Raw genomic sequence first — 12,800 nt, 5'->3', positions numbered from 1 at the left:
GCTGGCCTGGCTTCAGGCATGGAGTCCGGCCTAGTCGCCCCTGAAGACCGGCTTGACCTTGTTGGCGAACGCCTCGAAGGCGCGCTCGAAATCGGCCGTGGTCATGCACAGCGCCTGGGCAACGGCCTCCGCCTCGATCGCCTCCTCCACCGACATGGCCCATTCCATCGCCAGCATCCGCTTGGTCATGGTGTTGGCAAAGGTCGGCCCTTCCGCAATCTGCCTCGCCAAGACCTGCGCCTGGGGCAGCACCTGCTCCGGCGTGACGATGCGGCTGAAGAAGCCCCAGCGCTCGCCCTCCTCCGCGGTCATGAAGCGGCCGGTGTAGAGCAGCTCGGAGGCGCGGGACTGTCCGATGATCCGCGGCAGGATCGCGCAGGCGCCCATGTCGCAGCCAGCCAGCCCCACCTTGTTGAAGAGAAAGGCCACCTTGGCCCCGCTTGCCGCGAGCCGCATGTCCGAGGCCATGGCGACGATCGCCCCCGCGCCGGCGCAGATGCCCTCGACGGCCGCGACGATCGGCTGCGGGCAAGCCCGCATCGCCTTGACGAGGTCGCCGGTCATGCGCGTGAAGGCGGTCAGCCCCTTGGTATCCATCTTCACCAGCGGACCGATGATCTCGAACACGTCGCCGCCCGAGGAGAAATTACCGCCGGCGCCGGTGACGACAATGGACTTGACCGCGTCGTCGAAGGCGCAGGCGCGGAAGAAGTCGGTCAGCTCCCGGTAGCTTTCGAACGTCAGCGGATTCTTCCGTTCGGGCCGGTTGAGCGTGACCGTCGCAACGCCGTCGACCACGGCCAGCAGGAAATGCTGCGGCGAGTAATCCGCGAGCGGCAGGGTGACGGGATTGGCTGGTCTGCTCATGCGATCTCCTTGGTATGTCTGTTCCGCGCGCTAGATTTCGCCGCCTGCGACTGCGATCGCCTGTCCGGTGATCGCACTGGCGCCCTGGCCGCACAGCCAAAGCACGGCGTCCGCCACCTCTTCAGGCGCGATCAGGCGCCCTTGCGGATTGTGTTTGGCAAGCTCGGCGATGGCCTGCTCGCGGCTTCGTCCCGTTTTCTTCATGATGTTGTCGATGCTGCCGGCCACCAGGTCAGTATCAGTGAAACCCGGGCACACCGCATTCACGGTCATGCTGCTGCCGGCGAGCTCGAGCGCAAGCGAACGAACCAGACCGATCGCAGCGTGCTTGGCCGCTGCGTATGCGCTGACATAGGCATAGCCCTTGAGGCCCGCGGTCGACGCAATCACGACGATGCGGCCATAGGGGCGGTCTTTCATGCCCGGCAGCACGCCGTGGATGCCATGAACCACGCCCATGAAATTGACGTCCATCATGCGCGCGAACAGGGCGCTGTCCGATTTCGCGAATGGCGCGGATTCGGCGCTGCCCGCATTGGCGATCAGGATATCGATCGGCTTGCGGGCGTGGGCCTCGGCAATGGCGGTTTTCAGGGCGGTCTCGTTCGCGACGTCGGCGGCCGCGGCAAAATGAGCGGCGCCTGCACTGACTGCCTCGTCAAGGACCGTGGCATTCCGGCCGATGATCGTCACGGTGGCGCCGGCGCCGACGAGAGCCGCCGCGATTGCGCGGCCGATGCCGCGACCTCCGCCGGTCACCAGTGCGTGCGGCGAATGCGGCAATCCGGACATGCGCTGGCTCCCTCGGATCTGTAATCGTTGCACCGATATATTTTAACCTTCAAATTTTTGCAACGAAGGCGGCCTGGAAATTGCTTTAAGTGTAAAATTATCGCTTCCCATCCCCGAAAGGCCTGCTAGCATCGAAGGGCCAAGCAAAAGGATGTCGCGTGCCGCAGCCTGGGCCGATGATAACAGAGGACGGACGCTTCGCCTATGAAGCCGCGGGCGATCCGAACGCGATCCCTCTGATCTTCCTACATGGCATCGGCGGTGCGGCGCGAGCCTGGCGACGGCAGCTTGCTACGTTCGGCGGCCGCTTCCGCGCCATCGCGTGGGACATGCCGGGCTACGGCGGCTCGGCACCGCTCGCGAGCGTCAGCATCGCTGCCCTGGCGGACGCGCTCCAGCAATTCATCGCGCAGCTCGGCGCAACCAGACCCATCCTGGTCGGTCACTCGATCGGTGGCATGATCGTTCAGAAATTGCTCGTGCAGTGCCCGAAATTGGCACGCGCGGTCGTGCTGGCGCAGACCAGCCCGGCCTTCGGCAAGGCCGACGGCGACTGGCAGAAATCGTTCCTCGCGGCGCGGCTCGGGCCGCTCGATCGCGGCGAGACGATGCAGTCGCTGGCGCCCTCGCTGGTGAGAGAGCTGGTCGGCGACGATCCTGATCCTGCGGGGATGGAGCTCGCTCGCGAATGCATGGCAAGCGTGCCCGAGGCAAGCTATCGCGCCATGATGCTCGCTCTCATCGGCTTCGATCAGCGCAGCACGCTCAAGGATATCTCGGTCCCCACGCTGCTGCTATCCGGTTCCAAGGACAACAACGCGCCAGCGCCAATGATGGCGAAGACCGCGACCTACATCCCGGGGGCCGAATACGTCGAGCTTCCCGGCGTCGGCCATCTCGCCAACCTCGAGCGTCCTGAAGCGTTTGACGAAGCGATCGGCCGTTTCCTGAATTCCGTTGACCAAAGCGTAAGGTGACTGCGCGATGACCATGCAAGTCAGCAAGACCATTGGCGCAACCGGCAAGGTCGCGCTGGATGCACCGATCTTCGATCCCGTCGCGTTCCGCCTGAGCGACGAGCAGGCCGGCATCATCACCCGCGCAAGGGAGATCGGGCAGACCGTATTTGCCGATCGCGCTGCCACCTACGATCGCGAGGCAATCTTCCCGACTGAAAATTATCGCGACCTGCATCGCGTCGGCCTGCTCGGCATCGCCGTTCCCAAGAAGCACGGCGGGCTCGGTGCGAACTACCAGACCTATGCCCTGGCAGCCGCCGAGATCGGCCGCTATTGCGGCGCGACCGCGCTGACCTGGAACATGCATGTCTGCTCGACCCTGTGGTCGGGCCCCCTCGCCGACGACCTCGACATGGACGCGGTGACCCGCGCCGAGCACGAACGGAGGCGCGCGATCCACTACAGGCGGATCGTCGAGGACGGTGCCATCTATTCGCAGCCCTTCTCCGAGGGAGGCGCGGCGGCCGCGGGCGGCGTCGCCTTCGGCACGGAAGCAAGGCCGGTCACGGGCGGCTGGATCGTCAACGGCAAGAAGATTTTTGCGTCGCTCTCCGGCCATGCCGACTATTACGGCGTGCTCTGCACCGAGATCGAGGAAGGCGAGAAAGCGTCTCGCCGCAACACGCTTTACGTCGCAATCTCGGCCAAATCGGAAGGCGTTTCGGTCGTTGGCGATTGGGATCCGCTCGGCATGCGTGGAACGGTGTCGCGGACGCTGCTGTTCAAGGACGTGTTCGTCCCGGAGGAGTCTGCGCTGATGCCCCGCGGCGTCTATTTCCAGGCCGCGATGCGCTGGCCGCACATGTTCCTGACACTGTCGCCGACCTATATGGGCCTCGCGCAAGCCGCCTATGACTTCACCGTGCGTTATCTGCGCGGCGAAGTCCCGGGCATGCCGCCGGTGAAGCGCCGGATGTACCCGACCAAGCAGATCGCGGTCGCGCAGATGCAGATCAAGCTGGAGCAGATCAAGGGGATTTGGTTTCAGGCCGTTACCGAAGCCTGCGCCAATCCGAGCAAGGAGCAGGTGCTGCGGGCCTATGCCGCGCAATATTCGGTGATGGAGGGCGCCAATGAGCTGGCGGCGCTCGCGATCCGCACCTGCGGCGGCCAGGCGATGCTACGCTCGCTGCCGCTGGAGCGGATCTATCGCGACAGCCGCTGCGGCTCGCTGATGCTGCCCTGGACGGCCGAACTCTGCCTCGATCGCATCGGACGCGAGGCGCTGTACGAGGCCGGCGAGACGGACGACTGACAGTGGACCTCTGTAGTCTGATCGATCGCAACGCGGCGTTCGCGCCAGGCAAGACCGCCATCGCCTTCGAGGGCGAACGGCTGAGCTATGCCGCGTTCGCCGCGCGCATCGAACGGACCGCAACGGCCTTGAAGCAGGAGCTCGGCGTCGGCCGCGGTGATCGCGTCGCGATCCTGAGCCTGAACCGGCCCGACTATCTGGTTCTGCTTTATGCCTGCGCGCGACTTGGCGCGATACTGGTGCCCCTGAATTGGCGACTGGCCGTCGCCGAGCAGCTCTTCATTCTCGCTGACGCCGGCGCCAAAGTGCTGGTGCTGGAACGGGCGTTCGAGGGAGTTCTGCCCGAGCTTGCGCCGGGGACGTCAGTCGTTGGCCTCGACTTCGCGCCGCCTCGCGGCACAACCTTCGAAAGCCTGCTGGCCCGGAGTGACGGCACCAGCCGAAACCCGCACACCGACCTCTCTTCCCCGCTCTTGATCGTCTACACGTCAGGAACGACCGGACGACCCAAAGGCGCGGTGCTGCGCCAGGAGGCGCTGTTCTGGAACGGCGTCATGAGCCAGCACATGCATAACATGACGTCCGACGACCACGTGCTGACCGTGCTGCCATTCTTCCACGTCGGCGGCCTCAACATCCAGACCACGCCGGCGCTGCAGCTCGGCGCGACCGTCACGGTTCACGCGCGCTTTGCGCCGGATACCGCGCTTGCGGCCATCGAACGGGAACGACCGACCCTCACGGTGATGGTGCCTGCGATCATCCAGGCCGTGAGCGAGCATCCCGCCTGGACGAGCGCTGATCTTTCGTCACTCAAGGCCGTCGCCACCGGCTCGACCATCGTGCCTCCGCAGCTGATCGAGCGTTTCGTCGCCCGCGACGTTCCCGTGCTCCAGGTCTACGGCTCGACCGAGACCTGCCCCATCGCCATCTACACGCGGCTCGGCAGCGATTTGTCGCGCACGGGATCGACCGGCCTCGCCGGCCTGTGCTGCGAAGCCAAGGTGGTCGATCATTCCGGCAGCGAGGTCCCGGCGGGCACGCCGGGCGAGATCGCAGTGCGCGGCCCCAACGTGTTCTTCGAATATTGGGGCAACGAAGCCGCAACGCGCGAGGCGTTGCACGACGGCTGGTACCGCACCGGTGATATCGGCCTGTGCGACGCCGATGGCTATTTCTGGGTCCGCGACCGCAAGAAGAACATGATCATCTCAGGCGGAGAGAACGTGTACCCGGCCGAGGTCGAGCGCGTCCTGCTCGAACATCCCGATGTCAGCGAATGCGCCGTGATCGGCAGGCCTGACCCGCGCTGGGACGAGGTCCCCATCGCGTATGTGATCCGCAGATCCGGCTCCCGGCTCGAAGCGGATGAACTCAGAGCGCATATCCAGGCGCAACTCGCACGGTACAAAGTTCCGCGCGACATTGTCTTCGTCACCGACCTGCCGCGCACGGCGCTGGGCAAGGTCCAGCATTTCCTGCTGAAGCAGCTCGATGCGCAGTCTCGCGCGCAAGGAGAAGCATCTTGAGGGTTGCAGTTCTGGGAGGGGGAAACGGCTCGTTTGCGGCCGCGGGCGACTTTGCGTTATCGGGACACGAGGTGCGGCTTTGGCGCCGCGATGCCGATCAAGTCGCGGCGCACCGCGCCGCCGGCTCGCGCATGCTGGTGAAGGATCACAACGGCCGTCACGACGTGACGCTCGCGCTGGTCACGACCGATATCGCCGAGGCCGCCGACGGCGCGGAGCTGATTCTGTGCCCCGCTCCTGCCTTCGCGCAAGCAGATATTGCTCGCCTGCTCGCCCCGCATCTACGCGACGGCCAGGTCGTATTCTTGCCGCCGGCGACATTCGGCTCGATGGTCTTCGCCCAGGCCGCGAGGGACGCCGGCAACCACGCCAAGGCGAGCTTTGCCGAAACCGGCACGCTGCCGTGGCTGACGCGCAAGCACGGACCGTTCGAAGTCGCCATCACCATCCGCGCCAAACGGCTACCGGTCGGCGTATTCCCGCTCGACCAGGCGCCGCACGCCCTCGATGTGATCGGACGGGCTTTCCCCGAGGCGGTCGAACCGTGCGGAGACGCATTATCCGGGGCACTGATGAATGCCGGTCCGATCATCCATCCGCCGCTGATCGTGATGAACGCTGGCCCGATCGAGCACTTCGAGAAATGGGATATCCACAAGGAAGGCACGCAAGCCGCGATCCGGCGGGTCACGGACGCACTCGACGCGGAGCGGATTGCCGTGCGCGAAGCGCTCGGCTATGGCGCGCCGCATTTCCCGCTGGCGCATCACTACGCGAGGGAAGGCGAGATCTGGATGTATGGCCGCGGCTCGCACGACCGCCTGACCGATTCCGGCGACTGGCGCGAACGGATCGTGCTGACCGAGCATCGCTACATGCGCGAGGATTTGCGGCTCGGGCTGTCGCTGCTGGTCTCCGTCGCCGGCCTGGCTGGCGTGGCCACTCCGTTGGCCAAAGCGTTTCTATCGATCGGCGGCGCGGTCTGCGGCGAGGATTTTTCGCAGGGCGGCCGAACGCTCAAGACATTGGGGCTCGACAATCTCAGCAAGGCTGAATTGCAGACGCTGCTTCGCAATGGATTCTGATCGATGACCAATCGCGCCAATATCGCCTGTCTCGGCGCTGGCCGCATGGGCCGCGGCATTGCCGTCGCGTTCGCCTACGCGGGGCACAGGGTCACGATGATCGACGTCAAGGCGCGCTCCGCGGAAGAGTTCGCCAAGCTGGAGGCGGACGCGCTTGGTGAAATCCGGAAGACCTTTGCCAGCCTGTCGAAGCTGGGACTGCTGACCGAAGCGGATGTTGATCCGCTGATCGCGCGGGTCTCGGCGGTGCCCGCCAGCCGGAGCGGGGCAGCGCTATCCGACGCCGGAATGGTTTTCGAAGGGGTTCCCGAGGTCGTCGAGCTCAAGCGCGAGGTGCTCGGGGCGGCTTCGGAGCAGGTCGGTCCGGATACGGTCATCGCATCGACGACGTCCACCATACTCGTCGACGACCTGTCTGGCGCGATCGTAAATCCCCGCCGCTTTCTCAACGTGCACTGGCTCAATCCGGCCTATTTGATCCCACTGGTGGAGGTTTCGCCTGGCAAAGCCACCGACCCAGCCATCATCGACGAGGTCAAGAGCCTGCTCGAAGGCATCGGCAAGGTGCCGGTGGTCTGTGCTGCGACGCCCGGCTTCATCGTCCCGCGCATCCAGGCGCTGGCGATGAACGAGGCCGCCCGCATGGTCGAGGAAGGCGTTGCCAGCGCGGAAGAGATCGACAAGGCGATCCGCTACGGCTTCGGCTTCCGCTATGCCGTGCTCGGGCTGCTCGAATTCATCGACTGGGGCGGGGGCGACATCCTCTATTACGCGAGCCGGTATCTCGAGGGCGCGCTCGGTAGCGACCGCTATCGGGCGCCGGACGTCATTTCCCGCAACATGCATGAGGGCCGGATCGGCCTGCGCACCGGCGCCGGCTTTCTCGACTATTCAGGGATGGACGTCGACGCCTATCGCGCGAAGCGGCTCCAGGCCATGGTCGATTTGCTCCGCCACTTCGATCTAGCGCGTCCGCCAGTCCTCGATCCCGACTAGCCGAAGACGTCCTGAAGTACGCCGTCCCGGACCACGGCAACCCCATCGAGCTCGATCGTCGTTCCCATCATCGGCAGGTCGAAATGCCCAGCCGTGTAGCGGCCGGCGAATTCGTTAGCGCCGGTCGAGAACAGGAAGTTGCCCGCGACGGCCCGGATCTCCGTGCCATTGGTGTCGCGTTGGTCGTACATCGAGAGCGCCTCATAACGCGCACCCGGATTCATGCCGAAGCCGACATGCGAGACCGCATAGGCCTCGCGGTCACCCCAGGCCGCCAGATATGCGCGCATCATCGCGGCATCCGTGCCCTCGCCTTCCAGCGCGACGACATAGTCGTCCTTCAGCGTCATCTTCACAGCCGACGTCAGGTAACGCTTGAAGGTGAGATTGATGTCGCCTGGCGCCATCACCAGCGTGCCGTTGATGGTCCCGCTCTTCGGGAAGCTGACGACGATGCCGCCCGGCCAATGCGCCAGCGTGCCGGGCTTGTCGGTCCAGCCCCACACACCGACCGTGGACGCACCGACCATATCGACGTCGAGCGCCGTGCCGGCCTTCGAGGTCACCCGCATCCGCTTGGTCCCCCGCAGCATCTTCGCCGCCGCGCGAACGCGCTTTTCGAGCGCGGAATCCGGCACCATCCGCTCCAGCGCCTCGGGATGCTCGTTGGAGATCACCAGGATCCGCGCGCCGGCTTTGAGGATCTCCGGCGTTTCCACCGCGTGCATCAGCCCTTCGATGGTGCAATCCACCACAAATCCCGCCTGCTGCAACGCGCTGATCACCGGGCCAAGCTTCTGGATCGCCTCACTCGCGCCGGTGGAGCGAACCGGGACGATATGGCGGTTGCGCGGTGTCGGCATCACCACGTGAAACGGCCGCGCGCCCATGCGCAGCAGCGCAAGCTCCGCCAGATGCACATTCAACGCGCGTGACTGGGTCTCCGAGAGAATTGCCGCGGTATCACCAGGCTTGACGGCACATCGCTCGAAAATCTCGCAAAATGCGTCGATCCATTTTGCCTCGATGCGGTCAGCCAGCATGGGTCACTCCCGATCTTGTTATTCTTCGCTCAGATCACGCTTCTGGAAAGCCGCGCAATAGGTACGACCGCAGGGCGCCCAGCAGGGCGTTCAGGATCAAACCCAGCAGGGAGATCGTGATCAGCGGCACGAACATGTCGACGGCCTGAAAAGTCCGCGCCGCGGTCACGAGCGCGTGCCCCAATCCGTCCGTCGACGTGATCATCTCGGCCAGAAACACCACGATGCAGGAAATAACAAGCCCGATCCGGCATCCGGTCAGGATCGACGGCATCGCCGCCGGCAGCACCACCCTGAACAGAATTTGGGTACGCGGCGTGCCCGCCGCCATGGCCGACCAGATCAGTTTCTGCTCGACGGTCGACGCACCGTAATAGGTCGAGAGCAGAATGGGAAAGAGTGCGTCCGCTGCCACCAAGGTGACCTTCGATCCGTGGCCAAACCCGAGCAAGAGCAGGAGCGCCGGATAGAGCGCAACCTTGGGCAGCGGGGCCAGGACGCGGACGATCGGCCGCACCACGGCGTTGATCGCTGGACTGGCGGCAGCAGCAATGCCGATGCTGACGCCGAGCACGACCGCAATGGCGAACCCGGCAAACAGCCGGATCAGGGTCGCCACGATTTCCTGCTGGAAGGTCCAGGTCGCGAGCTGCTGGAGCAGCCGGCCGAAGACGAAGCCCGGGGGCGGCAGCAAGACCGCGGGCGCGAAGCCGAATGACACCAGCCCCTGCCACAGGGCAATGATCAGCGCAATCGGGGCAATGCCAAGAAGGACGTTGGCGGAAAGAAGGCGCGACATCATGAAAAGCTCAGCGGCAGGTCGAACTGAGGCTCGGACCAACGCACGAGCCTGGCGCGAACCCTCTCAAAAATCGCGTCAAAGAAAATTCCCATGGAGCCCACGATGATGATCATCGCAAAGACGGTTTCATACTGGCCCATGTCGAGCGCATTGAACAGGATGTTGCCGGCGCCGGACTGGCGCGCGATCATCTCGCTGGTGATCATCGTGATAAGCGCCAGCACCAGACCCGTGCGGCATCCAGTCAGGATTTCCGGCAGCGCCGCGGGCAGTACGATCCGCACCAGGCGCTGTGCGGGCGAAAGTCCCATCGCGGCACCTGACCACAGCATCTTCTCTTCGACAGCCTTGGCACCCTCGAAGCTGTGATAGATCACGGGCAGGCTGACACCGAGGAAGATCACCAACGTCTTCGTAATGTCGCCAACGCCCAGCCACAGCATGATGATCGGCATCAAGGCGGCCTTCGGCACCGGATAAATCACCATCAGGAGTGGATTGAAGAAAGACGCGACGCTCCGGCTGCGTCCCATCAACAGGCCCAGCGGAATCGAAATCAGCACCGCCACACAGAACCCGAGCGCCATGCGGCGAAGCGAGGCCAGGATGTTGAGCAGGGCTTCCTTGTCGCCGAGAATATCCGGAATCGCCCGGATCGCCTCGACCGCGGTCGGGAAGCTGTCGTTCTTGAGCACAAGCGACGCAACCTGCCACACCACGAGCAACCCGATACAGGCCAGTACCGGAGCTGCTCGTCTGATCAGGGCAGCCGGCGATATCATGACGCTATCCCGGCCTCGTCGCTTTCATCGAACATGCGCTCGATATCGACGACATACTTCTGATAGCGGGGGTCGAGCAACAGCTCGCTGCGACGGCGGGGCCGCGGTAGATCGATGTCGATGACCTCGCGGATGCGGCCGGGCGATTTCGACATCATGACGACCTTGTCAGAGAGAAAGACGGCTTCGTCAACCGAATGGGTGACGAACAGCACTGTCTTGCGATCGCGCTCCCAGATATTGAGAAGGTCGTTCTGCAAGCGGGTCCGCGTATGGGCATCGAGCGCGCCGAACGGTTCGTCCATCAACAGGACTTCAGGATGGTAAGCGAGCGTCCGGGCCAGCGCCACGCGTTGCTTCATCCCACCCGATAGCTCCTTGGGATAGAAATTCTCGTAACCCTTGAGGCCGACCATCTCGATCAAGGCCAGGCTCTGCGCTTCCGCCTCGGTAGCGCGCACACCCTGTTGGCGGGGGCCATACATCACGTTGCCGAGCACGGTCTTCCAGGGAAATAGCGCGAATTCCTGGAACACCGGCCCGCGGTCTGGACCGGGGCCTGTGATCGCCTGCCCCTTCATCTTCGCCGCACCGCTGGTGGGGGTGACAAAGCCACCGACGATATAAAGCAGTGTCGACTTGCCGCAGCCGGACGGACCAAGGATGGAGACGAAGGCTCTCTCATCGATCGTCAGCGAGATGTCCGAAAGCGCCACATGATCCCTGCGCGCCGAGGTCTGAAAGACCTGCGAGACGCGATCGATCTCGATGATTGCCGAAGCCGGTTCTTTTGATGTCACCGGTCTCACCCATTCGCTCGGTCTCGCAGGCACCACCGTCATCCCGTCGCTCGCTTTGCTGTAAGGCACGGACTTAGCAAGAAGCCTGCCAGACAGGCGGCGGTTTTCGCACCCGTGCGATACGTCATTCGAACCACGACCATTCTGCGGGGCCTTCATGCGTCACGGCTCCGCCCGGCGCCTGCCCAACCAGCCGCGCATACTTCGCAAGTGCCCCTGCACGATGGCGCGGCGCACGCTGCTTCCAATCGCGTCGCCGCGCGGCGAATTCCTGCTCATCGAGCAGGACATCCATCCGCCGGTTTGCGGCATCGATCCGGATCCTGTCACCGTCGCGAACGAGCGCCAGCGGACCGCCGACAAATGCTTCCGGGGCCACGTAGCCGATGCACATGCCGCGGGTGGCGCCGGAGAACCGGCCATCGGTGATCAGCGCCACCTTTTCGCCCATGCCCTGCCCATAGATCAGCGCGGTGACGCCGAGCATCTCGCGCATTCCGGGTCCGCCGACCGGCCCCTCATTGCGGATGACCAGAACCTCGCCGGCCGCATAAGTGCGATCCCGAACCGCCTTGACGCAGGCTTCTTCATCCTCGAACACGCGCGCCACGCCTTCGAAGAACTGGCTCTTCAGGCCGGCAACCTTGATCACCGCGCCATCGGGACAGAGATTTCCCTTCAGCACTGCCACGCCGCCGTCAGGCATGATCGGCGCACGAGCCGCGTAGATCACCTCTCCGTCCGGTGCGTTCGCTGTGCCGTATTCTTCAGCAAGCGTGCGGCCGGTGATGGTGATACAGCTGCCGTCGATGTGACCGTTTTGAATCAACTCGCGGATCACCACGGCGGCGCCGCCAATATCATAGACATCCTTTGCCGTGTATTTGCCGCCCGGCCGCAGGTTTCCGATCAGCGGCGTCCTTGCAAAGACCTCGCCTACGTCATCGATCGTGAATGCAATGCCGGCCTCGTTTGCAATCGCCGGCAGATGCAGCGCGGCGTTGGTCGAGCCTCCCGTCGCCGCAACGATCGCCGCACCGTTCTCCAGGGATTTCCGCGTCACGATGTCGCGCGGCAGCGGCCCGCCGCGTTCCAGCATCTGCATGACCAGGCGTCCGGCCCGGCGCGAGATCTGCGCGCGTTCGGCATAGACGCCGGGGACCATGGAGACGTTCGGGATGGTCAGCCCCATCGCCTCCGAGACCATGCCCATCGTGTTCGCGGTGAACTGGCCGGCGCACGCGCCGATCGTCGGCAGGCAGGCACGCTCGATCCGCTCGAGCGTGGCGCCGTCGATCTCGCCGGTCATGAAGCTGCCGACAGCCTCATAGGAATCGAGCACCGTCAGCGTGCGCCCGTCGACGCGGCCCGGCAGCGAGCTGCCGCCATAGATGAAGATGGACGGCACGTTGCAGCGAACCATGCCCATCATCACGCCCGGAAGCGTCTTATCGCATCCGCCGTATCCGATCAGTGCGTCGTAGGCCAGACCATGGACCACAGCTTCGATCGAGTCGGCGATCAGCTCACGCGAAAACAGCGAGAACTTCATGCCCTCGTGGTTCATGCTGATGCCGTCAGAAACCGACACGGTCGAGAATTCGCGCGGCGTGCCGCCGGATTCCTCGATGCCGGTTTTGGCCGCAGCCACCTGGAAGTCGTGGGTCATGTTGCAGGGCGTCTGCTCGCCCTTCATGCTGACGACGCCCACCATCGGCTTCGCGATCGCAGCGTCGTCGAGCCCCATGGCGCGCATGAATGCACGATGCGGGGCCCGGTCGAGGCCGTCTGTCGTCACTCGCGATCGCAGCTTCTTCATGCGTGCATCTT

At 64.4% G+C, this 12,800-nt stretch carries 12 protein-coding genes; 5 read left to right on the top strand and 7 right to left on the bottom strand.

Going from position 1 to position 12,800, the window contains the following annotated elements; translation table 11 throughout:
* Window positions 1-30: 30 nt before the first annotated feature.
* Window positions 31-867, bottom strand: coding sequence for an enoyl-CoA hydratase family protein (locus tag D6B98_RS04405; RefSeq protein ID WP_126255674.1), 837 nt, complete (start codon window positions 865-867; stop codon window positions 31-33).
* 30 nt (window positions 868-897) lie between these two features.
* On the bottom strand, window positions 898-1,659 hold the full coding sequence (locus tag D6B98_RS04400) for an SDR family NAD(P)-dependent oxidoreductase (RefSeq protein WP_126255673.1): 762 nt from the start codon (window positions 1,657-1,659) through the stop codon (window positions 898-900).
* Between the two features lie 158 nt (window positions 1,660-1,817).
* On the opposite strand from D6B98_RS04400, the gene D6B98_RS04395 reads away from it, so the two are divergent.
* The 5 genes from D6B98_RS04395 to D6B98_RS04375 are packed head-to-tail and all read left to right on the top strand — an operon-like array spanning window position 1,818 to window position 7,543.
* Window positions 1,818-2,636, top strand: a complete 819-nt coding sequence (locus D6B98_RS04395) for an alpha/beta fold hydrolase (protein ID WP_126255672.1) — start codon at window positions 1,818-1,820, stop codon at window positions 2,634-2,636.
* A 7-nt stretch (window positions 2,637-2,643) separates the two neighbouring features.
* Window positions 2,644-3,933 carry an acyl-CoA dehydrogenase family protein gene (locus D6B98_RS04390; RefSeq protein ID WP_126255671.1) on the top strand — a complete coding sequence of 430 codons (1,290 nt, stop codon included), beginning with the start codon at window positions 2,644-2,646 and terminating at the stop codon, window positions 3,931-3,933.
* 2 nt (window positions 3,934-3,935) lie between these two features.
* Complete coding sequence (locus D6B98_RS04385; protein ID WP_126255670.1) at window positions 3,936-5,462, top strand: class I adenylate-forming enzyme family protein; 1,527 nt, start codon at window positions 3,936-3,938, stop codon at window positions 5,460-5,462.
* Window positions 5,459-6,547 carry an NAD/NADP-dependent octopine/nopaline dehydrogenase family protein gene (locus D6B98_RS04380; protein WP_126255669.1) on the top strand — a complete coding sequence of 363 codons (1,089 nt, stop codon included), beginning with the start codon at window positions 5,459-5,461 and terminating at the stop codon, window positions 6,545-6,547. The genes D6B98_RS04385 and D6B98_RS04380 overlap by 4 nt, the downstream gene beginning before the upstream one ends.
* Window positions 6,548-6,550: 3 nt before the next feature.
* A complete protein-coding gene (locus D6B98_RS04375) occupies window positions 6,551-7,543 on the top strand; it encodes a 3-hydroxybutyryl-CoA dehydrogenase (RefSeq protein ID WP_126255668.1) in 993 nt (330 codons plus the stop codon).
* Here D6B98_RS04375 and D6B98_RS04370 read toward each other — a convergent pair.
* The 5 genes from D6B98_RS04370 to ilvD all read right to left on the bottom strand — a co-directional run bounded on the left by D6B98_RS04370 (window position 7,540) and on the right by ilvD (window position 12,789).
* Window positions 7,540-8,586, bottom strand: coding sequence for a 2,5-dihydroxypyridine 5,6-dioxygenase NicX family protein (locus tag D6B98_RS04370; protein ID WP_126255667.1), 1,047 nt, complete (start codon window positions 8,584-8,586; stop codon window positions 7,540-7,542). The two genes, D6B98_RS04375 and D6B98_RS04370, sit on opposite strands and share 4 nt — an antisense overlap.
* A gap of 34 nt (window positions 8,587-8,620) precedes the next feature.
* Window positions 8,621-9,388, bottom strand: a complete 768-nt coding sequence (locus tag D6B98_RS04365) for an ABC transporter permease (RefSeq protein ID WP_126255666.1) — start codon at window positions 9,386-9,388, stop codon at window positions 8,621-8,623.
* Window positions 9,385-10,170: an ABC transporter permease gene (locus tag D6B98_RS04360; protein WP_126255665.1), complete on the bottom strand. Its 786-nt coding sequence runs from the start codon at window positions 10,168-10,170 to the stop codon at window positions 9,385-9,387. The genes D6B98_RS04365 and D6B98_RS04360 overlap by 4 nt, the downstream gene beginning before the upstream one ends.
* On the bottom strand, window positions 10,167-11,012 hold the full coding sequence (locus D6B98_RS04355; RefSeq protein ID WP_126255895.1) for an ABC transporter ATP-binding protein: 846 nt from the start codon (window positions 11,010-11,012) through the stop codon (window positions 10,167-10,169). Before D6B98_RS04355 ends, D6B98_RS04360 begins: the two co-directional genes overlap by 4 nt.
* 82 nt (window positions 11,013-11,094) lie before the next feature.
* On the bottom strand, window positions 11,095-12,789 hold the full coding sequence (gene ilvD / locus D6B98_RS04350) for a dihydroxy-acid dehydratase (protein WP_126255664.1): 1,695 nt from the start codon (window positions 12,787-12,789) through the stop codon (window positions 11,095-11,097).
* Window positions 12,790-12,800 lie beyond the last annotated feature (11 nt).

The sequence above is a fragment of the Bradyrhizobium sp. LVM 105 genome, from assembly GCF_003957705.1.
GTDB classification, from domain to species: Bacteria; Pseudomonadota; Alphaproteobacteria; order Rhizobiales; family Xanthobacteraceae; genus Bradyrhizobium; species Bradyrhizobium frederickii.
The sequence above is the reverse complement of the archived record's forward strand: the minus strand, read 5'-3'. Positions and strand labels throughout refer to the sequence as shown.

What these genes read in the sequence shown, in the direction of transcription:
- D6B98_RS04390 (WP_126255671.1), top strand. Translation starts at nt 2,644, where the DNA reads ATGACCATGCAAGTCAGCAAGACCATTGGCGCAACCGGCAAGGTCGCG.
- D6B98_RS04370 (WP_126255667.1), bottom strand. Translation starts at nt 8,586, where the DNA reads ATGCTGGCTGACCGCATCGAGGCAAAATGGATCGACGCATTTTGCGAG.
- D6B98_RS04355 (WP_126255895.1), bottom strand. Translation starts at nt 11,012, where the DNA reads ATGACGGTGGTGCCTGCGAGACCGAGCGAATGGGTGAGACCGGTGACA.
- D6B98_RS04360 (WP_126255665.1), bottom strand. Translation starts at nt 10,170, where the DNA reads ATGATATCGCCGGCTGCCCTGATCAGACGAGCAGCTCCGGTACTGGCC.
- D6B98_RS04400 (WP_126255673.1), bottom strand. Translation starts at nt 1,659, where the DNA reads ATGTCCGGATTGCCGCATTCGCCGCACGCACTGGTGACCGGCGGAGGT.
- D6B98_RS04365 (WP_126255666.1), bottom strand. Translation starts at nt 9,388, where the DNA reads ATGATGTCGCGCCTTCTTTCCGCCAACGTCCTTCTTGGCATTGCCCCG.
- D6B98_RS04375 (WP_126255668.1), top strand. Translation starts at nt 6,551, where the DNA reads ATGACCAATCGCGCCAATATCGCCTGTCTCGGCGCTGGCCGCATGGGC.
- ilvD (WP_126255664.1), bottom strand. Translation starts at nt 12,789, where the DNA reads ATGAAGAAGCTGCGATCGCGAGTGACGACAGACGGCCTCGACCGGGCC.
- D6B98_RS04405 (WP_126255674.1), bottom strand. Translation starts at nt 867, where the DNA reads ATGAGCAGACCAGCCAATCCCGTCACCCTGCCGCTCGCGGATTACTCG.